We start from the raw sequence: 22,085 nt of genomic DNA on the forward strand, positions 1-22,085 counted from the left end.
GTCCCTGATATCCCTAGCTCAGCCGACCGTCTGCGGCACGAGCACCCGGCTCGATTCGCGCGGCGGCATCGGCACGGTGTAGCCCGCGCGCCGCCAGGTCACCTCGTGCGGAATCGGCCCGTCGGGCAACCACGGCTGCGCCTCGACCGCGTCACGCACCCGCCAGGTGCCGCGCTCGACGACGCCGAGCGCCGCGTCGATGACCTGATACTCCTGGACCCCGCGATGGATCGGCTGCGATTCCACCCACACGACGATCCATTCTCCCGGAGCGAATCCCACGCGGGACTGCACGGCCTCGATCAGATCGAGATTGTGCAGGTGACCATCGCCGAAGTTGAAGCCGATCAGCGAATTGCAGCCGAATTCGCCCTCTCGCACGGTCCAGCGATCGATGTCCGGGATGTGGGTGTAGAGCAGGGAGAACAGGCCGCGCCCTTGGCTGTGCATCGAGCGCCACGCGATCGTCTGCTGCATGGTGATCTCCGCGACCGCGGGCGGATACCCCATGGCCTTCAACTGGTCGATCTGGTTCGTCGTCGGCCGGTGTTCGATGGTGTTGAGCTTCTCCTCCGCACCGGGCGCGAAGGCCCACAGGGCCGAGGCCCAGTTGCCGGCGTACTGGCGCATCGACGGCAGGAACGACACCAGATCCGGGCGCAGGTTTCCGAGGATCGGGAAGAACGCCAGCGCCGCGACAATTGCCACGGCCAGCCACGGTGAGGAGATATCACCCAGGCCATAGCCGCTCCCGTTCGGGAAGCCCAGGAACAGGAACACCGCCAGGTAGGCGAACAGGACGTTCCACTCCAACGGCACCGCCAGCGGGAAGGTCGAGGTGATGAACGCGTGGAAGACCACCATCAGCACCACTCCGGCCAGCGTCAGCCAGTGGTTGGTGGAGAACAACAGCACCAGTGGGGTGATGATCTCGACGGTCGTGCCTCCGACATGGGCCAGGAACGAGGCGACCTTCGACGGCCGGATGTCGCGGGGGAAGTCACGGTAGTGCAGTCGCTTGATCCACTTCGCGGGCACGCCAGGACTGTTGGACATCATCGGCGGAACCACGTTGCTGAAGTGCCGCCCGAACTTCGACACACCAGCTCCGATCCACACCGCGCAGATCAGCAACTTGGCGGCGACGATCATGTCCACGAACGGCAACGTCGCGAAGAACACCAATGCGGGCAGGTACTGCTCGCCGCGCGCGGTCAAGAAGATCGTCTTGTCCCGCAGACCGCACAGCACGTACAGCACGATCGGAGCGACGAGCAGCGCCGGATTCACCAAGCCGGAGGTATTGTCCGGCAGCGCCGCGCTGAGCGACGCACTGGGCACGCCGGGCAGCGCGATCGCCGCCAGCAACGTTCCCAAGAACGCCAGATACAGCAGCACGTCACCGACCGTGCGGGTGTCGCCGCCGGTGAACGGCACCCGCCGCCACGGCCGCAGGCGAATCGTGCCGGGCCGGGCATAGAACAGGATTCCGCCGGTCATCGGCCGGAACTTGCCCGCGAGCGGCCCCCACGACCCGGCGATGCCGAGCGCCTCGATCAAGACCGTCCACAGCACCAGCTTCTGGTAGACGATCGGCTCGTTCCACCACGCCGCGACATCCCAGAACGGGCCGACGCCGGAACTCCAGGTCGCCACGGCGACGCCGCCCAGCACCGAGACCAGCAGCACCTTGAGCAGATAAATCGTGTGGATCATCCTCGGCGAGCCGAAACCGTATTCGACCCAATGCAGGGCAAGCGTTCTCATCCGCTCCCGCAACGGTTGGTCGAGGAATGTCGTCACATCGACGGGCGGGAAATCCGCTGTTTTGAATCCCATTGTTCGGGACCTTTCTCATCCGATGAATAGAGCATGCGAGGACCCGGCCGAAATCGGTTCGGATCATGGAGTTCCGCTCACCGCCGAGCGGATTTCTGCTATGCCGTGGTGACCGCTTCCGCGACCGACGCGCGGAGCTTGCGTTTGTCGATTTTGCCGACCGGATTGCGCGGCAGCGCTTCGGCGAGTTCGATCGACACCGGAACCTTGGGGCGGGCGAGTGATTTCCGGCAGTGCTCGGCGAGATCCGCCGCGTCGACCCGCGCGCCGGGCATCGTCACCACATGGGCGACCGGGACCTCCCCGAGGACCGGATCGGGAGCGCCCACCACCGCGGCCTCCAAAACGGCAGGGTGGGCGTGCAAGACGTTCTCGATTTCTTTGGGGTAGATGTTCTCGCCCCCTCGGATGATCATGTCCTTGATCCGGTCGACCAGGACCAGATATCCGTCCGCGTCGAAATAGCCGACGTCACCGGTGTGCAACCAGCCGTCGACAACCGTGTTCGCGGTCGCCTCGGGCAGGCCGAGATAGCCGCGCATCACGTTCGCGCCCCGGACGACCACTTCCCCGCTCCTCCCCGCAGGCACGATTCGGCCGTCGGCGTCCATGATCGCGACGGTCTGCCCCGGCAGCGGGAGCCCGACCGTGCCCGGCTTCCGCGGTCCCTCCGGCGGATTCAGCGTCGACGCGCACGTTCCTTCGGACAGTCCGTAGCCTTCCACGATCGGAACGCCGAAACGCTTTTCGAACCGCGCGATCAGTTCCGCGGGCATGGGCGCGGCCCCGCAGATCGCGCGGCGTAACGACGAAGTGTCCGGCGTCGATCCGTCCGGCTGCGCGACGAGCATCGCGTAGATCGCGGGGACGCCCGAGAAGTACGTCGGGCGAACACGTTCCACGATGCCGAAGAAGGCCGAGGCGGAGAATCGGCCCGCGATGGTGGCCCGGCCGCCGGCGAGCAGCGGCGACAGGACGCTGACCACGATCCCGTTGACGTGGAACAGGGGCAGTATCAACAGGCTGTGGTCGGTGTCGCGCAATGCCAGTGCCTCGACAAGCATCTCGCACATCGCGGCGATGTTGGCGTGATCGAGCACCACACCCTTCGGCTGCCCGGTGGTGCCGCTGGTGTAGATGATCAGCGCCGCGGCGGCGGGATCCACCGACGCCGGCTCTGGTCCGGCGAGCTCGGGGCCGAGCCCGGCGACCTCGGCCACATCCAGCGTCGCCGCTGTGCGCCCGCCTTCGGTCACGACCACCTTCGCCCGGCAGTCCCCGACCTGATAGCGCACCTCCTCGATGGTCGAATCCGGTTTCACGGGAGTGACCGCGGCGCCGAGCCGCCACGCCGCGAAAAGGACGACGACGAATTCGAGCCGATTCGACAATACGAGGGCGACGACGTCGCCTTCGCGAACGCCATGCGCGGACAGGACGGCGGCGGCCGTTCGTACCCGTTTCGCGAAAGTCTGATTGTCGATGTGCTCGCGGTCGTCCGCGATACAGGGTCCGGACGGATTCCAGGTCGCCCTGACTTCGGGAATTTCTACGATGTGCTGCACTTATATCCTCACCTACTCCGTGGTGACGGGGATTACAGTCCAAGTTAGGTTCGGCGCGGCAACCGGGCTACGGGCCCGCATCCCAGAGTTTTCGCCGGGCTTTGTACCGGCGGCACAAGAGAACGCGGAATGCGCCGGAACCGCCGTACCGATTCCGGTACGGTCCCGGCATGAGCGCCGACGTGGACAGCACCATCCGCGATGTCGCCGGACGCGTCAAAGCCGATCTCGACCGGCTGACCTCCGGCATGACCGCGATGTTCGCCGAGGTGATTCCGGAATTCCGCCACGACGACGAAGTGCGGCGATTGATGATCGCCAGCACCGCGTCCAACCTCACCGCGATCCTGGACATGCTCATGCTGAGCATCTCGCGCGACGACATCACGGTGCCGCCCGCGGCCGCCGAGTACGCTCGCCGGTTCGCCCAGCACGGAATGTCCCTGGAGGCCCTGCTGCGCGCGTACCGCCTCGGCGAGCACATGTTCATGCAGCAGACCATCGCCGTGCTCCGGCAGGCCGGGACACCCGCCGATCTCGCCCTGGCGACCACCAGCAGGGTCGCCGTGCTGGTCAACAGCTACATCGACCAGGTCATCGAAGGCCTCATCGATATCTACGAAAGCGAACGCCGTCGCTGGGACGCGCGTTCGGACACCACGCGAGCGGCGCAGATCCGCGCGGTGCTCGACACCGACGACCTCGACGTGGCCTCGGCGGAGGAGATGCTGTCGGCCTCACTGCGTGGGTGGCATATGGCCGCCGTCGTCTGGGTGCGTGAACCGGGCGCGTCCTCGATCGAACTGCTGCGGGCAGGCACCTCGATGGTCGCCGCCGCGACCGGCAAGCATCCGCTGACGGTGCTGGTCGACGAGCAGAACTGCTGGGCGTGGATATCGTCGGCCGGCGAACCGGCATTGGATGCCGACCGGCTCGAGCGAGATCTGCGCCGCCGCCCCGGAATCAGCGTCGCCGTCGGCGATCCTGGCCCCGGGCTGGCCGGCTTCCGGCAGACCTTCCGCGATGCCCAGCGCGCTCGCAGCCTCGCGCTGCTCGCCGAACCCGCCCGCCCGCTCACCGTGCACGCCCGCGTCGCGCTGGCGAGTTTGCTCGTCGACCATCTGCCCGACACCGAAGCATGGGTGCGTCGGGTGCTCGGCGATCTCATGCGCGAGGACGAGACCACCGCTCGTCTGCGCGAGACGGTGCAGACCTATCTGGAGGCCCGCGGCAGCCTCACCGACGCCGCGGCGCGCATGCACGTCCACAAGAACACCGTGCACTACCGGATCCGCAGGGCGGAAGAGGTGTTGGGCCACCCGTTGACGGTGAACCGGCTGGAGACCGAAGTCGCGCTGATGGTCGCCGAGCAACTCGGTCTCGGCCGCGTGCAGTGACCGGACGGCGCGTCACGACCGCTCGCTGTGCGCCTCACGGCGATTCGTCATGGCGTGTACGGCTTCGCGGCCCGATACTGAGGGCAGGTTGGACCGATTCCAAGGTGGGAGATGAAGGTGATCGGGGTGGGCTCGGACGGGCTTGTCGCGGCCGGTGATACCTGGGGTGTCTCCGGGCCGCAGTTCCTCGCGGTCTATGTACCGCTCGTGCTGGTGGCCGTGATCGCGGGCATCTGGCTGCGCTCACGGGTGACGGGCGCGGATCCGGACATCGACGCGGCCGCCGCGCCGGGCGCGGAGCTGACCTCGCCCGAGCTGGGGATGCTGTACGGCGACCAGAACGCCGTGCTCGCGGCGATGGCGCGGTTGCGCGGCGTCGACGCGATCGACTCGGCCGCCGCGCCGGTTCGCCCCCTCACCGCGCAGGAGCGTGGGGCGCTGGATCCGTTCACCGTGTCGGTGTACGACCGGCTGGCGGCGGGGCAGGGCAAAACCGTCGGCACCATCGTCGGCGGATCGCTCGACACGTTGCGCACCAGAATGGTCGACCTCGGGTACTTCCCGGGGCCCGAGATGCGCCACGGTCTGCGTGACGCGGGCATGCCGCTCCTGGTCACCGGCGCGCTCGGCGTGGTGCGGATCATCGCGGGCGCCTCGCACGGCAACCCGGTCGGTGTGCTGGTGGTGCTGGTGATCGCGCAGGCGTTCGGCTACTGGTTGGTGGTGCGCAAACCCCGGCTCACCGCGCTCGGCGTTCGTGCCCGCGACGCCGTATCCGAGCGCAATCGGCATTTGCGGCCGAGCAATTCGCCTTCCTATGCGACCTACGGCGCCGAGAGCGCGGCGGTCGCGGCAGCCGTTTTCGGTATCGGTGCGCTCGTCGCGCTCGACCCTGGACTGGCCCAGGCGGTCGCGCCGCCGAGTACATCGGGCGGCGGCGACGGGGGCGGCGACAGCGGTGACGGAGGCGGATGCGGCAGCGGGTGCGGCGGGGGCTGCGGCGGTTGCGGTGGCTGAGCGATCCGGCCCGCTGCCGCCGGACGCGCTCGGCATCGGGTGGCGGCCCGAGATCTGCGGGGTGATCGCCGCCTTGGACGGACTGGAATTCTGCGAGGTCATCGCCGAATCGCTGATCCGCGATCCGCACCGTGGCGGGCGGGTCGCCGTCCCCGAGGAACTGGCCGCCCTGCGGGCGCGCGGCGTCGCCGTGGTGCCGCACGGCATCTCGCTGTCGCTGGGGGGCGCGGATCCGGTCGAGGGCCGGCGGATCGAGCACTTGGCAGCCTGCGCGGCGGCGGTGGCGGCGCCGCTGGTGAGCGAGCACATCGCTTTCGTGCGCGCGGGCGGTCTGGAGGCGGGCCACCTGCTGCCGGTACCGCGCACCCGGGAAGCGCTCGACGCGCTCACCCGCAATATCGCGCGGACCACGGCGGCGCTCGACGTCCCGCTCGCGGTGGAGAACATCGCCACGCTGTTCGACTGGCCTGAAGACGAATACTCCGAAGCGGAATTCCTGTCCGAACTCGTCGAGCGCACCGGTGTCCGGCTGCTGCTCGATGTCGCCAACGTCTACGCGAACGCCCGCAACCGCGGTCGCGACCCGCTCGCCGAGCTGCTGCGCCTGCCCACCGAACACGTGGCGTACTGCCACGTCGCGGGCGGTCACGAATCCGGCGGTCGTTACCACGACACGCACACCGATCCGGTTCCCGGCGAAGTTCTCGCGCTCGTCGCGGAATTCCGCGCGCATCGTCCGGCGCCGATGATGCTGGAGCGCGACGGCAACTATCCGCCCGCGGCCGAACTGCTCGACGAACTGGACGCCATCGCGGCGGCCGCCGCCCGCCCGCCGATCACCGCGGGCGCCAGGGCGGTGCCGACATGAGCGCTGTGCCAGGGCGGCCTGCCGACGGCGCGACGCTGGCCCAGCGGCAAGCAGCGCTGGTGCGCGCACTGGTCGCGGGAGCCGCCGTACCTCCCGGATTCGATGCCGAGGCCGTCGGCGCGGCGGCCGAGGCCCTGCTGCGCAAGCGGGCCGGCGAGGTGGCACGGCGTTTCCCGCTGCTGGTGCACGCCTGTCACGGTGACTTCACCGCCCGCTTCACGGCGTGGGCCCGGCATCACCCGAAGACCACCACGTCCGCCGACGCCGCCGCCTTCGCGTCCGCCACCGGTATCGAATGGCCGGCCACACCTCGCCGGGCGGGGAGGCGCTGGTTTCCCCGGCATCACGCATCGGGCGGCGCCCCCTGAGTCCGGGCCGGTCCTACGGGTGGCGGGCCTCGACCGGGACCGCGGAGTCGCCGGCGTCGCGACGCTCTTCGAGCCACACACTGACCGCCACCGTCACATACGCAGCGACGGTCGCCATCCCCGGCAGCATCAGCATGAGCATGAGAAACGAAAGCATCGAAGACACAAGCCCTCCCGGACAACACGATGGAAACTGTCGCACCGGTGCGCCCCACTGCGTCACCGTCACGGCCGGGCATACCCACGACCGGAGGTCCAATCTCCACGGGGTCGCCGAGATCCTGTGAGAGATATCACACGGCCGATTTACCACGCGGTCTGCGGTTCGACCGAGATAATCCCCCACCGCACCCGTGGTAGACCGGTCACCATGCGGTTGCTCATCATCTCCGACACGCACGTGCCCAAGCGTGCGCGGGATCTGCCGGAGGCACTGTGGCGCGAGGTCGACACCGCCGACGTGATCGTGCACGCGGGCGACTGGGTCGAGGTCGCCTTGCTGGACCGCCTGCAAGCGCGCAGCGCGCGTCTCATCGGCGTGTTCGGCAACAACGACGGTCCGGAACTGCGAGCGCGACTGCCCGAGGTCGCCCGCGCCGAACTCGACGGCCTCCGGCTGGCGGTGGTACACGAAACCGGACCCGCGAAGGGCCGCGAGGAACGCTGCGCCCGGGATTTCCCGGACACCGATGTCCTGATTTTCGGCCACAGCCACATTCCGTGGGACAGCGTCGCGGACAGCGGCTTGCGCCTGCTCAATCCCGGCTCGCCGACCGACCGCCGCAGGCAACCGGAGCACACCTATCTCACCGCGCGAATACAGGCCGGGCAGCTGAGCCAGGTCGTACTGCACACCGTTCCGAAACACTGATCTTTCGGTGCACGCGCGCCTTCAGCGTTCGCTCGCGGTGAGCCTCAGTCGCTCCGGTCGCCCACCAGCGCCAGGTGCCGGTCGCCGATGGGGGAATCGGTGATCGCGGTGGAGATCTTCGGCAGGGCGTAGGGGTGGTTGCGGCCCAGCCAGGCGAGCATTTCCTCGCGAACCGCGCACCGCAGGTTCCACGCGTCGTCGGCGTCGGCCGCCGACATCGTCGCGCGCACCACGATATTCGTCGGCGTGCTGTCGGTGACCTGCAGGCCCCAGGCGCGACCGTCCCAATCCGAGCGGGTGCGCAGATATTCCTCCAGGTGCTCACGCAGCAGCGGCACCGGCGTGCTGTGGTCCAGGTACAGGAAGACCGTCCCGGTGATCTGCGAACCGCCGCGCGACCAGTTCTCGTACGGCTTGTTGTTGAAGTAGGAGACCGGCATGGTCAGCCGTCGGTCGTCCCAGATCCGCACGGTGAGGAAGGCGAGAGTGATCTCCTCCACGATGCCCCACTCCCCCTCGACCACGACGGTGTCGCCGATCTTCACCGAGTCACCGAACGCGATCTGCAATCCGGCGATCAGGTTGCTCAGTGTCGACTGCGCGGCGACACCGGCGATGATGCCGATCACCCCCGCCGAGGCCAGCAGCGAGGTGCCCAGGGTCCGCAGACTCGGCACCAGCAGCAGGATCACGACGGCGGCGGTGGTCACCACCAGGACCGAGGTGACGATCCGGCGCACCAAGCCGAGCTGGGTGCGCAATTGCCGCACCCGCGTGACGTCCTGGGTGCGCCGCGCATACGAGCGCAGCGTGTTCTCCGCGACCGCGTCGGCGGCGCGGATGACACACCATGCCGCGGCCATGATCGCCGCGGTCGCCAGACCGGTCCGGATCATCGCGTCCTGACGCAGGTCGAGGTGCGCCAACGGGTAGGTGGCGTGCAACGCCAACGCGCCGAGCAACACCTGCACGGGCATTTGCACCCGCCGCAGCAAGGTGGGGAGCTGGTTGCCCGGACGTCTGCGGGCGGTGTAGCGCAGTAAGCGATCGATCAGCAGACCGGCCGTCACGGTGATGGCCACCGTGCCGAGAAGCACGATGAGCGGCCGTAGTATTTCCTCCAACGGGTCGAACTCCTTCTCCTCGTCCACCCACCGTGCCGCGAGACAACGGTTCTCGCCGCGCCTGCGACGCAGCGCCACGAATCCGGAGCATTCGACGCTGCCCGGGTCCCAGGCAGGTGAGTGCAATGCTTCACTCCCGCTCCGCCGAGCGGGCCTGCACACGGGCGAGTGCTGGTCTTACAGCAGCGCCAAGGCGATACTCAGCACTGCCAACACCAAAACCCATGCCGCGATGGTCCATTCGACAGGAAGTTCCGTGCCTGGACGGCCGCCGCGGCGGGCGGCGCGATACTGCGAGCGCGAGGCCGAAACGGACATACATCCTCCTTCGGTCGGTTGCGTCATCGAGGCGCATACCCGCTTTCACCGCCGATCGTCGCCACGCCGGTTGTGGCGAATCCCACCACGCACGGCAGAGCCCTTGTCCGTCACGGATTCTCGGCCGATCACGCGGTACCGGCCGTCAGCCGGAATGGCTGCGGTAATGCAGGTCGTCCAGCGAAAGCGGCGGAACGTAGCGCGTCACCAGCGTGCGGTCCCACCACGCCCGGGTGTGTGCCAATTCGCGGGGTGTGGTGAAGCGGTACAGATACAGTTGGGCTCGGACGTAGCGCGGTGCGGCGTCCGGGAACGGATTGTGCCGCAGCAGTCGTAACGTGGCCGCGTCGTTTTCCAGCAGTCGCGCCAAGAAGGGGCCCAGCCACGACTGCGCGTACCGCGGTGAGGCGGCGGCGAACCACATGAGCCAGTCCAGACGCAGGTGGTACGGGGCCCACTGGCGCGGGAGCCGGCGCGGATCACCGGGTTTGCCCTTGAATTCGTATTCCCGCCACCGCGTCCGCTCGGTGACGGCAGGCTCGTCGGTGCCTTCGACGACCACTTCGTAGCGGGTGCGTCCGATGCTGCCGAACGCTCCGTAGGTGTTGACCAAGTGATAGGGGTCGAACGACCGGTTCATGGCCTGGTGACTGGAGATCAGGTTGCGGGCGGGCCGGTAACTCAGGAAGACCACCACCGCGGTGAACGCGATGACCAGGCCCGTGAACCACGGCGGCGGTCCCGGCAGCGGCGGCGGTGCGGGCACCGGCAGCACCGCGGCGGCCGCCGGCCCGCTGACGGCGCCGCACGCGAGGACGATCGTCAGCCAGTTCAGCCAGGCGAAGTTGCCCGACAGCACCAGCCACAGCTGGGTGATCACGATGACGGCCGCGGCCGTGCTCGCCACCGGCTGCGGCGCGAACAGCCCGAAGGGCACGACCAGCTGGGCGACATGGTTGCCCAGCACCTCGACCCGGTGCAGCGGCTTGGGCAGATGGTGGAACAACCAGCTCAGCGGCCCCGGCATCGGCTGCGTCTCGTGGTGGTAGTACAGGCAGGTCAGATCGCGCCAGCACCGATCACCGCGTAATTTGATCAATCCGGCGCCGAACTCCACCCGGAACAGCAACCAGCGAGCCAGCCACAGCACCAGCACCGGGGGCGCGGTGCGGTCGTTGCCGAGGAAGATCACCAGGAACCCGCATTCCAGCAGCAGCGATTCCCAGCCGAACGCGTACCAGTCCTGTCCCACGTTGACGATCGACAGGTAGAGCACCCACAACAGCGTCCACATCAGCATCGCCGCCCACAGGGGCACCAGATCGGCGGCACCGGCCACCATGGCCGCGGCCAGCGCCGCGCCGAACCAGGACACCACGGCGAAGAACCGGTCGGAATAGTGGAGATGGAAGATGCTCGGCGTATGCCGGAAGGACCGCCGGGCCAGCCATCGCGGTACCGGCAGCATGCCGTGCTCCCCGATCAGCGCCCGGAATTGCCGGGCGGCGACCACGAAGCCGATCAGGTAGACGGCTGCGACACCGCGGGTCAGCAGCTGCCTGCTCAACCAATATTCGGATGCGGTGAACCAGTCCATGCCCGCAACTCCTCCGACCGCGGACCTTCGCCCCCACCGCATACCCCGCCCGGCGGCAGGGAAACCCGCGCTACATCGGGTACAGGCTGTGCTTGCGCGGGTTGGGTTCGGCAGCCGCCTCCTTGTCGCGCAGCAGCCGCAGCGCGTGCCGTATCTCCAGCCGGGTCCGGGAGGGTTCGATGACCGCGTCGATGTATCCGCGTTCGGCCGCGATCCACGGCGTGGCCACGGTGGTGTTGTACTGGTCGATCATGAATTCCCGCACGGCCGCGCGCTGCTCCTCCGGCACCTGCTCCAGCTGCCGCCTGCCCGCGATGCCGGACGCACCGGCGGGTTCCTCAGCGATCGCGAGGGTCTCCCGCAACTGATCCAACTTCTCGCGCGTGCCGGCCATCCGCAAACTGCCTCTCGACCTGACTGGCTCCTGCGCAGACGATAGGGGGCTCGACGGGCAGCGCCGTGTTCCCTAGGCGATTACTGGGTAGCTCACAACGTGCGGGCAGTTGCGTTGGCACCGCGCCCTATGGCTCGGTCCGGCACGAGACTTCCGGTGTGGCCTGGCAGGATTCGGTGCATGAGCTTCACCGGGGACGATGTCCGCACCTTCGCGCTGTCGCTACCGCAGACGTCCGAACAATTCGCCTGGGGGATGCCGACCTTCCGGGTCGCGGGCAAACTGTTCCTCACCCTTCCGGAAGCCGAGACCTCTATGGCGGTCCGCTGTCCCATCCACGACCGCGACGAACTCGTCGTCGCCGAACCGGACAAGTTCTGGATCGCCGCGCACGAAGCAGGCAATGCCTGGGTCCGCGCACGGCTGACCGCCCTCGACGACCGGGAGGAACTCGAAGCCATCGTGCGCGACTCGTGGCGGCAGGCCGCACCGCGGCAGCTCCTCGACAACGCCGAGTGACCGCTCGGCGCCCCGGCGTCAGCGGGCGCGGCGGCGGCGTGGCCGTGGCGCGAGTTTCAGCCCGAAGAGCAGATCGGTGTTGCGGACCGGCGTCGGTTGTTCGGACTTCCTGAGCAGTCCGGCTTCGCGGATCCAGCTGTGGTGCCAGTGGTACAGATCCGGCAGGGTCACCTCGCACACCGCGGCGAGCCTGCGGAGGCGGAAACCCGCTCCGCCGATGGCGCCGGCGAACAGCTTGGTGTTGGGTGTGGGGCGCGATTCCTGGTGCTCGCGGGCTTCGTAGAGCAGAGTTCGCGCCGACGGGGGTATCACCCACACATACAGGTCGGGAGCGTGGGTGTATCCGATGGGGCCGTTGAAGATCAACGCGTCGATGGTGAGCGCGACACACGGGATCGCGTTGAGCTCCATCGCGGTGGCGCCGGTGAACAGTGCGGTGACGATCGCCGCCGCGTCCACCGGATCGGACGTCCTGGCCCTGACCCGGGCGACGAGGTCGTCGTCGACGGGGACCGTGGTCAGTCCGGGACCGACCGAGTAGGCCAGGTCGGGCGGCAGATCCAAGCGCAGACCGTGCAGCAGGAAGGCGGCTTGGGCACCACGCAGGCGCGTGATGGTATGCCCACGGCTCGGGCTGTCGGCGACGAGGCTGCCGAGGAACCGGTACAGGCTCAGGATGTCGTTCCACTCGTCGACCAAACCGGCGCCCTGCTGGAAACGGTCCGGGACGCTGAGGCGCGGTTGCAGCACCGAGAGCATGTATTCGGCCAAGCCCGCCCCGCGTGGCCCCAGCCAGCTGCCGACACCGTTCTGATTCAAGTCGTGCCTGCACGGTCGTCCGGTGTGCTCGGCCAGCCACCGGCAGGCGGTGTGGATGCCGTCGGTGTAGACGGCGTCGATGCGCGCGAACTCCTCCGGCGGCAGGCTGCGGTAGGCATCGGCCCGGAAGGTGGTGACGTCCCCGTCGGAGATCTGCGGCAGCAGCCCGCCTCCGGCCGCTTCGGGGAGTGTGATGATGCGCGACGGCCGGTGATTGGTTTGCCCGTATCCCACGTGCCTCGTCGGTGGCTCGGGACCATCGATGCGGGTGGTCGGCGGGTCGGGGACGGCTATGCGTGTGGTCGGCGGCTCGGGAGCCCCGACACGTGTGGTCGGCGCGTCGGAGATCTCCACGCGCGTGGTCGGCGGGTCGGGCACATCGACGGCTGCGGTCGGCTGATCGGGAACGTCCACGCTCGTGGGCGGCTGATCGGGAACGCCGATGCGTCGGGTGGGCGCGGACGCACTCCGGCGGTCCCGCAACCACTGCCACAGGTCCTCTTCCGGCACGCCCAGCCGCTGCGAACTCGATCGCACCTGCTCGGCGGAAAGTTCGTCGTGTTCGTCGAGCTGGGCCAATCTCTCCAGCTCGGACGGACGCAGCGTGGGCACGCTTGCGTCGACCACAGCCACAACCTCCCGGATTACCGAACCCGTGACGCGTCACCGCGGGTTCGAGACGTCTGTTGCAGAGCATTCGATCACGTACCCGCCGGTAAGGCTGGGAATTCACCCGAGTTTCGGATGTTGTCTACGTCACCGACAACTGCATACTCTATCGAAATCGCCTTCTGCCGAATGCGTTTTGCCTAGTCATGATGTCTGTCGGCAGCCGCGACGGAAACAAGTGAGCGATACCGACATCCGAAAAATCTACGGCGCGTTGTCTACTGCGCTGGACACTCACCCCGACCCCCGCGATGGACAGCTGCGCCCTGCGCCGCATCGGCAGCGACGGCCCGCCACAGCAGGGCGAACGTACCGCCGGCAACGATCCGGCCGCAGGCCACCGGCACCGAAGAGGCGAACAAATCGGACAAACGTGATCGACGCCGGCGAGTGGTGCGCTGTGTGCGCCAGTTCTCCGACGGAGAACGCAAATGCGCCGAGCGATGATGAGTAAGCCGATTGATTGCCGGAATCCGGCCCTGACGCCCGCCGTGACCGGATCGAAAGCGAATTCTCAGCGTTCACACAACCGTCTCTCGCCAAGCCCAAATAGTGCTGCGGTGTCATTGAAGGGTGCTGGTCGGCAGCACTCCCCAGCCCAGCCCCGAGGAGACCAGTTCGTGTTTACCGGTACCACCGCGAGCATGCCGCGGATCCAGACATCGTGGCTGGGCGGGGCGACGGGCGCTTCGGCCAGCCGGCGCGCGTCCCGGTCGATCAACGCCGACGCGGTCGCGATCGATACCGACGCCACGACCGGAGCGACGGCGTACGTCGTCGCAGACGGGGTCGGAGATCATCTGCTGGGTGCCCGCGCGGCACGAACGGTCGCCGCCACCGCGGCACGCGTCGCCGCACGCGATGGGGCACGCGCGGGCATACTCGCGGCCCAGGAGGAATTGCTGCGCGAAGTCCCGGAACCCTCGGCCGACAGCGTGCTCGTGGTCGCGGTGCTTCCGGCCGCCGGTCGACCAGACGGCCCTTGCGAGGTGGCGTGGGTCGGCGACTGTCGCGCGTATCGCTGGAACGGGCGGGTGCTGCACCAGATCACCACCGACCACACCGTCGCGGAGTTGTACCGCACCCGCGGGCTCGTTCCCACCCCGCGAATGAGCCATCTGGTCACCACCTCGGCGCGCACCGTGCGGCCGGACGCGATCGGGTACGCCGCCACCGGGTCCAGCACCGGCAGGCTGCTGCTGAGCACCGACGGTGTACACAAGCCACTCGGCATCGCCGCGGTCAAAGCCATCCTCGCCGACGGCGACGCGGCTCCCACGATCGCGAGCACCTTGGTGGACGCCGCCCTCCTGGCCGGTGGAAAAGACAACGCCACCGCGCTGGTCGTGGACTTGCCCTCCCGGCCCGGCCACGACTGAGGCGTACCTCCGCCTTCGCTGCGGGCATGCGCGGGCTGACGACGGACAAAGGTCCGACCGCGCTGATCCAGGCGTACCTCCGCCTTCGCTACGGCCATGCGCGGGCTGACGACGGACAAAGGTCCGACCGCGCTGATCCAGGCGTACCTCCGCCTTCGCTACGGCCATGCGCGGGCTGACGACGGACCAAGGTCCGACTGCGCTTATCCAGGCGTACCTCCGGCCAGCGGGCGATCGGCGAAGGAGGTCCGGCGCGCCCATCGGGCCGGTGCGTCCGCCGAGTCGGGGCGATCACGGGACCGACCGCGACGCGTTCGGAAACAAATGCAGAAATGCTATGAATCGGCGACGCCGGGGCGCAGGATGTGCGCTGTGGAGTTGACAGCCGTGCGCATCGACAAACCGGACGATCTCAACGTCATCATCGGGCAGTCCCACTTCATCAAGACCGTGGAAGACCTGCACGAGGCGCTGGTCGGGGTCGGCCCCCACCTGCGCTTCGGGCTCGCGTTCTGCGAGGCCTCCGGACCGCGCCTGGTCCGCCATTCCGGCAACGACGACGCGCTCACCGAACTCGCCACCAAGAACGCGGTGGCCATCGGCGCCGGACATTGTTTCGTCGTCTTCCTTCGCGAGGGCTACCCCGTCAATGTGCTCAACGCCGTGCGGCAGGTCCCGGAAGTCTGCGGAATCTACTGCGCCACAGCCAATCCCGTGGAAGTACTGATCGCGGAAACGGAACTCGGCAGAGGAATCATCGGGGTGGTCGACGGTGCGGCGCCACTCGGCGTGGAGGATGCCGACGACCAGGCGGCCCGTAGGCAATTGCTCCGCCAGATCGGCTACAAACTGTAGGACCGTCCATACGGCGGTCACCTCGGCCGACGCACCGGCTGGGCCCGGAATGCCGCACAGCGATCCGGGCCCGTGCCGGGGACGTCTCAGCCGAGTTCCGCCAGCTGCGCGACGGCGGGCGCCATGCCATCTATCCATGCCGCTGGTGCGCCGGTAGTCGGCGTGACGATGGCGGCCTCGATGCCGAGCGCGGCGTAGTCGGCCATCTGGCGGACGAATTCGTCGCGGTTCTCCGGGCTCGGCCGCGGATTGTTGGCGAGGATCGTCTTGCGGATCTCGCCATAGTCGCGGCCGATGTCGTCGCAATGCCGACGCAGCACGTCGAGTTTGTGCGCGACGTCCGCCGGCGAGGAGCCGAACAGGTTGCAGGCGTCGCCGTATTGCGCGACCAACCGCAACGTCTTGCGTTCTCCCCCACCGCCGATGAGTACCTTCGGCCGGTTGATGGGCTGCGGCGAGCACAGCGTCTCGGCCAGCTGGTAGTACTTCCCGTCGAACGGCCCGTTGTCTTGCGGGTCCCACATCTGGCGGCAGATGCGCAGCGTCTCCTCCAGCCGTTCGAACCGTTCGGCGGTCGGCGGATACGGCACGCCGAGCCCGCGGTGTTCACGCTCGAACCACGCGGCGCCGATCCCGAGGACCGCCCGGCCGCCCGAGAGGACGTCGAGGGTGGTGACGATCTTGGCCAGCAGGCCGGGGTGCCGGTAGGTCACGCCGGTGACGAGCAACCCGAGATCGATGCGCGACGTGTGCGCGGCCAGATAGCCGAGGGTGGTGTACCCCTCGAGCATGTTCGCCTCCGCGGGCAACCCGGTCGGCTCGATCTGGAAGTAATGGTCCATGAACGACAGCCAGGTCGCGCCGGACTCCTCGGCGGCGGCGCCGACCCGCGCCAGCTCACCGGCGATGGCGGTGGTGCCACCGTCGATGTCGAAGATGGGAATGTGAAAACCGAGCTCCATCAAGCGGTTCCTTCTGCTGGACAACCCTGTATGACCGCACACTAAGTGCTGGAGTGCGCTCCAGGTCAAGTAGCCGATCGAACGCCCGTCAGCTCGTGCGCGCGAAATCGCCCGGCTTCCAGGTGCGGTCGAACGCCGCTTCCCCTGGTCCGTAGATGCGCAGATAGGCGAACCATCCGCGACCGGGGACGGTTTGCAGCCAGCGGTGCTCGGCGCCGCCGGGAGGGGTGGGTCCGAAGTGCAGGCGCACGGGGCCATCGCATGGGATGTCGCGCAGCTCGAACAGCGACCGGAGGGCGGCCTTGCCTTGGTCGGCACGGATCTGCGAGCGGGTCTCGGCGTCGTAGACCGTGACGGACCAGAACATCCCGGCCGGCACCGGTTGCGGTATGTCGAGGGTATAAGTGGCGCCACCGTCCAGATAGTCGCCCCTCCCGTCCCGCAGGCCGAGCCAATACAGCGATCCGCCGCCGACCTGCCGCCGGAACATGCCCGGCGCGGCGGTGATCGCTTGGGCGAACCACCTTTCGCGCGCTTCGAGGTCGAGACCCGAGGCGGTGCGGAAGTCGCCGTCGCCATCGATCGACCCCACCCATTCCCACCGGCGGTCCGGCCAGGCCATACGGTCCGGGCGCGCGCCGCCGAACGCCGAGACGAGCATCTGGTCGCGCCCGGCGCGCGCCGCGGCCGTCAACAGCGCCGCGGACCTGCGCCCGAGCGTGAACCGGGCGCCCCGCTCGAGGCCGATGGCGCCGAGCAGCCCGTACATCGACAAGAACTCCGGCACCACCGGTTCCGACTCGAGCACCCCGTGCAGCACCCGCCAATACGAGAGGTCGTCTTCCCAGCGCAAACAGGTGCAGTCCAGGTCGAACTCGGTGATGTCGACGACGTGGAGCACCGCGCCCGCCTCCCCCACCGGATGCACCCGGACCGCTCGCAACGCATCCATCGCCCCGGCCAGATCACCGCCGATCGGAAGCGCGCGCACCGCGAGCAGCACTTTGAAGGTGGCGGATCGCCCGACGTGACACCCGGCCGGCAGCGCGCCCCGGTAACCGGGAGGAACGATGACGTAGCTGCCGCCGCGCCCTCGGTCGGGACCGGGGATGCCGAGGTCGGTGATCCACCGTTGATGACGGTCGTCGACCAGCCCGATGTACGGTCCCGGCGGGAGCTCGACCACCATCGGCCCTGCCGACAGATCCAGCGCCGCAGCACCATATGGGGTGTCGGAGTTGAGGGTGAATCCGAGATGCCGCGGACGGGCCGAGAGGATTCCGATCGCGCGGTTGTCCTTCAGTCCGATCTCCCGGTTGCCGGTGCGGATACCCTCCATCGACACGGTCGGATACCAGAACCGGTACGCGACCACGGCGCGCTGGAACAGGCTGTCGTCCCAGGCCCGGGTCACGGATGTATCGACCGGGTACCCTTTCGCGAACTCGTATCGGCTGTCAACCATCGCCGCGGCCGTCATTTCCTGGACGGTGCCACCGCCGTACCGGGCAGACATCACCCGAATCGGATGAAAGGCGCTATCGCCGCCGCCGAACGGCCGGTCAGCCCGCGGTTTCGGGACGGTCGGACAATCCCAGGCGCAGATGTTCGCTGTGATAGATCGCCTCGTCCAGTAATTGGGCGACGTGGTTGTCGTAGAGGCTGTAGACGATGCTGCGCCCGGTCCGAGTGCCGGTGACCAGGCCGAGATGGCGCAGCAGCCGCAGCTGGTGGGACACCGCGGACTGTTCCATGCCGATGGCGTCGGCCAGCGCGCTCACCGGCAGCGGCCCCTGCCGCAGTTCGGTGAGGATCATCAATCGGCTCGGGGTGGCCAGCGCCTGCAACGTGGTCGCCACATGGGTGGCCGATTCGGGATCGAGACGCACGGCGGGACGGTCCCTGCCTTCGACGCCGTGTCCCATGACTGAACAGCATACTCCAAGAACAAATGAAGACGTGTTCATGTGTTCTGCTATGGTCGGTCCTGTCCGTTCGCTGCCGTTCTGGAGGTGACCCATGGCCGCGCCGACGCTCGCGCCGACTCGTACCACTCCGCCAACCGGTCGGGTACGCCCGCGCCGGACGCCGTTGCTGGCGCTACCCGAAATGCGTTGGGCCGCAATCGCTGTGACGTTCTTCTGTGCCGGGCTCGCGGTGCAGCTGACCGATGGCCCCCGCTGGCTGTTCTGGGGCTTGTACCTGGTCTGCTACGCCGCGGGCGGCTGGGAACCCGGGTGGGCCGGCTTGCGGGCGTTACGCGACAAGACGCTCGATGTCGACCTGCTCATGGTCGCCGCGGCGCTCGGAGCGGCGGCCATCGGCCAGATCACCGACGGCGCGCTGCTGATCGTCATCTTCGCGACCTCCGGCGCCCTGGAAGCGCTGGCCACCGCCCGGACCGAGGACTCGGTGCGCGGGCTGCTCGATCTCGCGCCGGACACCGCGACCCGGGTCACGCGCACCGGCGAGGAAGAGACGGTGCACGCCACCGCACTCTCCGTTGGCGATGTCCTGGTCGTGCGGCCCGGCGAGCGGATCGCGGCGGACGCGACGGTCGTCTCGGGCGGCAGCGAGGTCGATCAGGCCACCATCACCGGAGAACCGTTGCCGGTGAACAAGACCGAGGGCGACGAAGTGTTCGCGGGCACCCTCAACGGCACGGGCGCCCTGCGAGTCCGCGTCGAGCGCCGTGCGCAGGACTCCGTGGTCGCGCGAATCGCCGCCCTGGTCGAGGAGGCATCCCGAACCAAGGCGCGCACCCAGCTCTTCCTCGAGAAGGTCGAACAGCGCTACTCCGTCGGCATGGTCGCGGCCACGCTGGCCGTGTTCGCCGTCCCCCTGCTGCTCGGCGACACCGTGCGGCGAGCACTGTTGCGCGCGATGACGTTCATGATCGTCGCCTCCCCCTGCGCGGTGGTGCTGGCCACCATGCCGCCCCTGCTGGCGGCCATCGCCAACGCGGGCAGGCACGGTGTGCTGGTCAAATCCGCGGTGGTCATGGAAAAGCTCGGCGCAACGACGCAGGTCGCCTTCGACAAGACCGGCACCCTGACCCGCGGCATCCCCGAACTCGCCGAGATCCGCTGCTTGAACCCGCGATTCACCGACACCGAGGTGCTCCGGCTCGCCGCGGCAGCCGAGCACCCGAGCGAGCACCCGCTGGCGGCGGCGATCGTGCGCGCGGCCCGCGCCCGGGAGTTGCGCCTTCCCGAGGTCACCGAATTCACCGCTCACCCCGGCCGCGGCGTGACCGCCCGCGTCGGTGACCATCTCGTCGGCGTCGGATCCCCCACCGCGTCGGGACCCGAGCGCGAAAGCCAGGAGGCCGTCGACGCCCTGCACGCGAGCGGCTACACCGTCGTGGTCGTGACCTGCGACCGCAGGCCGATCGGCGTGCTCGCGCTGACCGACCAGGCCCGGCCGGAAGCGGTGGCGGCCGTGCGCGCGACCACCGAGGTGACCGGCAGCGCGCCGGTACTGCTGACCGGCGACAACAGCGCCACCGCCGAGCGGCTCGCCGCGCGGGTCGGGATCACCGACGTCAGGGCCGCTCTGCTGCCCGACGACAAGGTGACCGCGGTGCGCGAATTGCAGGCCGACGGACGGAAGGTCACCGTGGTCGGTGACGGCATCAACGACGCCCCCGCGCTCGCCGCGGCCGAGGTCGGCATCGCCATGGGCGGCGCCGGATCAGACCTGACCTTGCAGACCGCGGACGCCGTCGTGGTGCGCGACGACCTCACCGCGATCCCGGCGGTGATCGCGTTGTCCCGGCAGGCCCGACGGGTAGTGATCGCCAACCTGTCCATCGCCGCCACGTTCATCGGCGTGCTGGTCGTCTGGGACCTCGCCGCAACCCTGCCGCTGCCGCTCGGCGTCGCCGGGCACGAAGGATCCACCGTCCTGGTCGGGCTCAACGGGCTGCGGCTGCTGCGCACGAAAGCGTGGGAGCGAGCCGCGCGAGCACGGGACTGACTACGACCGCTGTGGCGGTGCGAAACGAACTCCGCACCGCCACAGCGCGTCCGGCTAGTCGGCGCGAACTTCGCTGCGGTCACCACTCCACAGCGTGTGGAACTTGCCTTCGGCGTCCACCCGCTCGTAGGTGTGCGCGCCGAAGAAGTCGCGCTGCCCCTGGGTGAGCGCGGCCGGGAGACGCTCGGCGCGCAGGGCGTCGTAGTAGGACAGCGACGACGCGAACGCGGGCACCGGAATGCCGAGCAGGGTCGCGGTGGACACCACGCGGCGCCAGCTGTCGATGGCCGTCTCGATCGCCTCCCGGAAGTACGGCGCGAGGATCAGGCTCGGCAGCGCCGGGTTCTCGTCGTATGCTTCCTTGATCCGGTTGAGGAAGCGGGCGCGGATGATGCAGCCGCCGCGCCAGATCGTCGCGAGGTCGCCCGGACGCAGGTTCCAGTCGTATTCGGCGCTGCCCGCCGCGATCTGATCGAAGCCCTGCGCGTAGGCGACCACCTTCGAGGCGTAGAGCGCCTGCCGGATGTCCTCGGTGAACTGCTCCACATCGGTGGGCTTGTCGGCCAGCCGGCCGGAGGCCAGGTCCCGCGCCGCCTTGCGCTGTGCGCGGGAACCCGACAGCGCCCGCGCGAACACCGCTTCGGCGATGCCGGTCACCGGCACGCCGAGATCGAGCGCGGACTTCACCGTCCAGCGCCCGGTGCCCTTCTGCTCCGCCGCGTCGACGATCACGTCCACCAGCGGCTTGCCCGTCTTCGCGTCGACCTGATTCAGCACCTCGGCGGTGATCTCGACCAGGTAGCTTTCCAGGTCGCCGGAGTTCCACTGGGTGAACACGTCGGCGATCTGCTTGGCGTCGAAGCCGAGCGCCTCGCGGAACAGGTGGTAGGCCTCACCGATCAGCTGCATGTCGGCGTACTCGATGCCGTTGTGCACCATCTTCACGAAATGCCCTGAGCCGTCCGGGCCGATGTGGGTGCAGCACGGCGTTCCGTCGACCTTCGCCGCGATGGATTCCAGCAGCGGCCCGAGCGAGTCGTAGGACTCCTTGGGGCCGCCCGGCATGATCGCGGGGCCGTTGAGAGCGCCCTCCTCGCCACCGGAGATGCCCGCTCCGACGAAGTTCAGCCCGCGCTCGCGCATCGCGGCTTCGCGGCGAATGGTGTCGGTGTACAGGGCGTTGCCGCCATCGATGATGATGTCGCCCGGCTCCATGGCGTCGGCGAGTTCCTCGATGACCGCGTCGGTCGCCGCGCCCGCCTTCACCATGATGAGCACCCGGCGCGGCTTCTCCAGCGCGGCGACGAACTCCTCGATCGTCTCGGTCCGCACGAAGTCGCCGTCGTCGCCGTGGGCCTCGAGCAGTGCGTCGGTCTTGGCGATGCTGCGGTTGTGCAGCGCGACGGTATAGCCGTTCCTGGCGAAGTTCCGTGCGATGTTGCTACCCATGACCGCCAGACCGGTGACCCCGATCTGTGCGCGCGCTGTAGAGGTCGGCATCAATCAGCTCTCTTCGTTCGACAGGGCGGCGCGTCCGCGCGAAGCT

19 protein-coding genes and 1 pseudogene are annotated in these 22,085 nt (G+C 68.6%); 9 read left to right on the forward strand and 11 right to left on the reverse strand.

What is annotated here, in order from left to right; all coding sequences use genetic code 11:
- Window positions 1-18: 18 nt before the first annotated feature.
- Both ACH49X_RS17150 and ACH49X_RS17155 read right to left on the reverse strand, forming a co-directional pair.
- Window positions 19-1,839 (reverse strand): DUF3556 domain-containing protein, encoded by a 1,821-nt coding sequence (locus ACH49X_RS17150; protein ID WP_195079327.1) that lies wholly within the window; start codon window positions 1,837-1,839, stop codon window positions 19-21.
- Window positions 1,840-1,937: 98 nt separating this feature from the next.
- On the reverse strand, window positions 1,938-3,404 hold the full coding sequence (locus ACH49X_RS17155) for an AMP-binding protein (protein ID WP_357205534.1): 1,467 nt from the start codon (window positions 3,402-3,404) through the stop codon (window positions 1,938-1,940).
- A gap of 170 nt (window positions 3,405-3,574) precedes the next feature.
- Between ACH49X_RS17155 and ACH49X_RS17160 the strand changes: the two genes are divergently transcribed.
- From ACH49X_RS17160 to ACH49X_RS17180, 5 genes are all read left to right on the forward strand, one after another.
- Window positions 3,575-4,801, forward strand: coding sequence for a helix-turn-helix domain-containing protein (locus ACH49X_RS17160; RefSeq protein ID WP_357205537.1), 1,227 nt, complete (start codon window positions 3,575-3,577; stop codon window positions 4,799-4,801).
- Window positions 4,802-4,912: 111 nt separating this feature from the next.
- On the forward strand, window positions 4,913-5,818 hold the full coding sequence (locus tag ACH49X_RS17165) for a TIGR04222 domain-containing membrane protein (RefSeq protein ID WP_357102888.1): 906 nt from the start codon (window positions 4,913-4,915) through the stop codon (window positions 5,816-5,818).
- The gene (locus tag ACH49X_RS17170) at window positions 5,811-6,686 is read left to right on the forward strand and encodes a DUF692 domain-containing protein (protein WP_323124051.1); all 876 of its coding nucleotides are present in this window, start codon (window positions 5,811-5,813) and stop codon (window positions 6,684-6,686) included. The genes ACH49X_RS17165 and ACH49X_RS17170 overlap by 8 nt, the downstream gene beginning before the upstream one ends.
- Window positions 6,683-7,054 (forward strand): hypothetical protein, encoded by a 372-nt coding sequence (locus ACH49X_RS17175; protein ID WP_323124052.1) that lies wholly within the window; start codon window positions 6,683-6,685, stop codon window positions 7,052-7,054. Before ACH49X_RS17170 ends, ACH49X_RS17175 begins: the two co-directional genes overlap by 4 nt.
- 370 nt (window positions 7,055-7,424) lie before the next feature.
- Complete coding sequence (locus ACH49X_RS17180) at window positions 7,425-7,925, forward strand: metallophosphoesterase family protein (protein WP_195079323.1); 501 nt, start codon at window positions 7,425-7,427, stop codon at window positions 7,923-7,925.
- A gap of 44 nt (window positions 7,926-7,969) precedes the next feature.
- On the opposite strand, the gene ACH49X_RS17185 is transcribed toward ACH49X_RS17180, so the two are convergent.
- From ACH49X_RS17185 to ACH49X_RS17200, 4 genes and pseudogenes are all read right to left on the reverse strand, one after another.
- Complete coding sequence (locus tag ACH49X_RS17185; RefSeq protein WP_323124053.1) at window positions 7,970-9,175, reverse strand: mechanosensitive ion channel domain-containing protein; 1,206 nt, start codon at window positions 9,173-9,175, stop codon at window positions 7,970-7,972.
- A 51-nt stretch (window positions 9,176-9,226) separates the two neighbouring features.
- Entirely contained in the window at window positions 9,227-9,367 is a 141-nt protein-coding gene (locus tag ACH49X_RS17190) for a hypothetical protein (protein WP_195079322.1), read from the reverse strand.
- A gap of 145 nt (window positions 9,368-9,512) precedes the next feature.
- Window positions 9,513-10,964, reverse strand: coding sequence for a lipase maturation factor family protein (locus ACH49X_RS17195; protein ID WP_357205540.1), 1,452 nt, complete (start codon window positions 10,962-10,964; stop codon window positions 9,513-9,515).
- A 70-nt stretch (window positions 10,965-11,034) separates the two neighbouring features.
- Window positions 11,035-11,289: pseudogene (locus ACH49X_RS17200) on the reverse strand (CD1375 family protein); the annotation flags it as partial.
- Window positions 11,290-11,538: 249 nt separating this feature from the next.
- On the opposite strand from ACH49X_RS17200, the gene ACH49X_RS17205 reads away from it, so the two are divergent.
- Window positions 11,539-11,877, forward strand: coding sequence for an MmcQ/YjbR family DNA-binding protein (locus ACH49X_RS17205; protein ID WP_195079320.1), 339 nt, complete (start codon window positions 11,539-11,541; stop codon window positions 11,875-11,877).
- A gap of 18 nt (window positions 11,878-11,895) precedes the next feature.
- On the opposite strand, the gene ACH49X_RS17210 is transcribed toward ACH49X_RS17205, so the two are convergent.
- Complete coding sequence (locus ACH49X_RS17210) at window positions 11,896-13,323, reverse strand: hypothetical protein (RefSeq protein ID WP_357205543.1); 1,428 nt, start codon at window positions 13,321-13,323, stop codon at window positions 11,896-11,898.
- Between the two features lie 662 nt (window positions 13,324-13,985).
- Between ACH49X_RS17210 and ACH49X_RS17215 the strand changes: the two genes are divergently transcribed.
- Both ACH49X_RS17215 and ACH49X_RS17220 read left to right on the forward strand, forming a co-directional pair.
- Window positions 13,986-14,744 carry a serine/threonine protein phosphatase gene (locus ACH49X_RS17215; protein WP_323124054.1) on the forward strand — a complete coding sequence of 253 codons (759 nt, stop codon included), beginning with the start codon at window positions 13,986-13,988 and terminating at the stop codon, window positions 14,742-14,744.
- Between the two features lie 363 nt (window positions 14,745-15,107).
- A complete protein-coding gene (locus ACH49X_RS17220) occupies window positions 15,108-15,599 on the forward strand; it encodes an adenosine-specific kinase (protein WP_323124055.1) in 492 nt (163 codons plus the stop codon).
- 86 nt (window positions 15,600-15,685) lie between these two features.
- Here ACH49X_RS17220 and ACH49X_RS17225 read toward each other — a convergent pair whose 3' ends face one another.
- The 3 genes from ACH49X_RS17225 to ACH49X_RS17235 form a co-directional block, all read right to left on the reverse strand.
- Window positions 15,686-16,561, reverse strand: coding sequence for an LLM class F420-dependent oxidoreductase (locus ACH49X_RS17225; protein WP_195079317.1), 876 nt, complete (start codon window positions 16,559-16,561; stop codon window positions 15,686-15,688).
- A gap of 88 nt (window positions 16,562-16,649) precedes the next feature.
- Window positions 16,650-17,975 (reverse strand): DUF1214 domain-containing protein, encoded by a 1,326-nt coding sequence (locus ACH49X_RS17230; protein WP_357205546.1) that lies wholly within the window; start codon window positions 17,973-17,975, stop codon window positions 16,650-16,652.
- 148 nt (window positions 17,976-18,123) lie between these two features.
- Entirely contained in the window at window positions 18,124-18,486 is a 363-nt protein-coding gene (locus ACH49X_RS17235; protein WP_195079315.1) for a metalloregulator ArsR/SmtB family transcription factor, read from the reverse strand.
- 94 nt (window positions 18,487-18,580) lie between these two features.
- Between ACH49X_RS17235 and ACH49X_RS17240 the strand changes: the two genes are divergently transcribed.
- On the forward strand, window positions 18,581-20,539 hold the full coding sequence (locus ACH49X_RS17240; RefSeq protein WP_357205549.1) for a heavy metal translocating P-type ATPase: 1,959 nt from the start codon (window positions 18,581-18,583) through the stop codon (window positions 20,537-20,539).
- A 54-nt stretch (window positions 20,540-20,593) separates the two neighbouring features.
- Here the strand turns inward: ACH49X_RS17240 and gndA are convergent, their stop codons facing one another.
- Entirely contained in the window at window positions 20,594-22,039 is a 1,446-nt protein-coding gene (gndA, locus tag ACH49X_RS17245) for an NADP-dependent phosphogluconate dehydrogenase (RefSeq protein ID WP_357205552.1), read from the reverse strand.
- Between the last annotated feature and the right edge of the window lie 46 nt (window positions 22,040-22,085).

This window comes from Nocardia sp. NPDC019323 (assembly GCF_044389845.1).
Taxonomy (GTDB): Bacteria; Actinomycetota; Actinomycetes; order Mycobacteriales; family Mycobacteriaceae; genus Nocardia; species Nocardia implantans.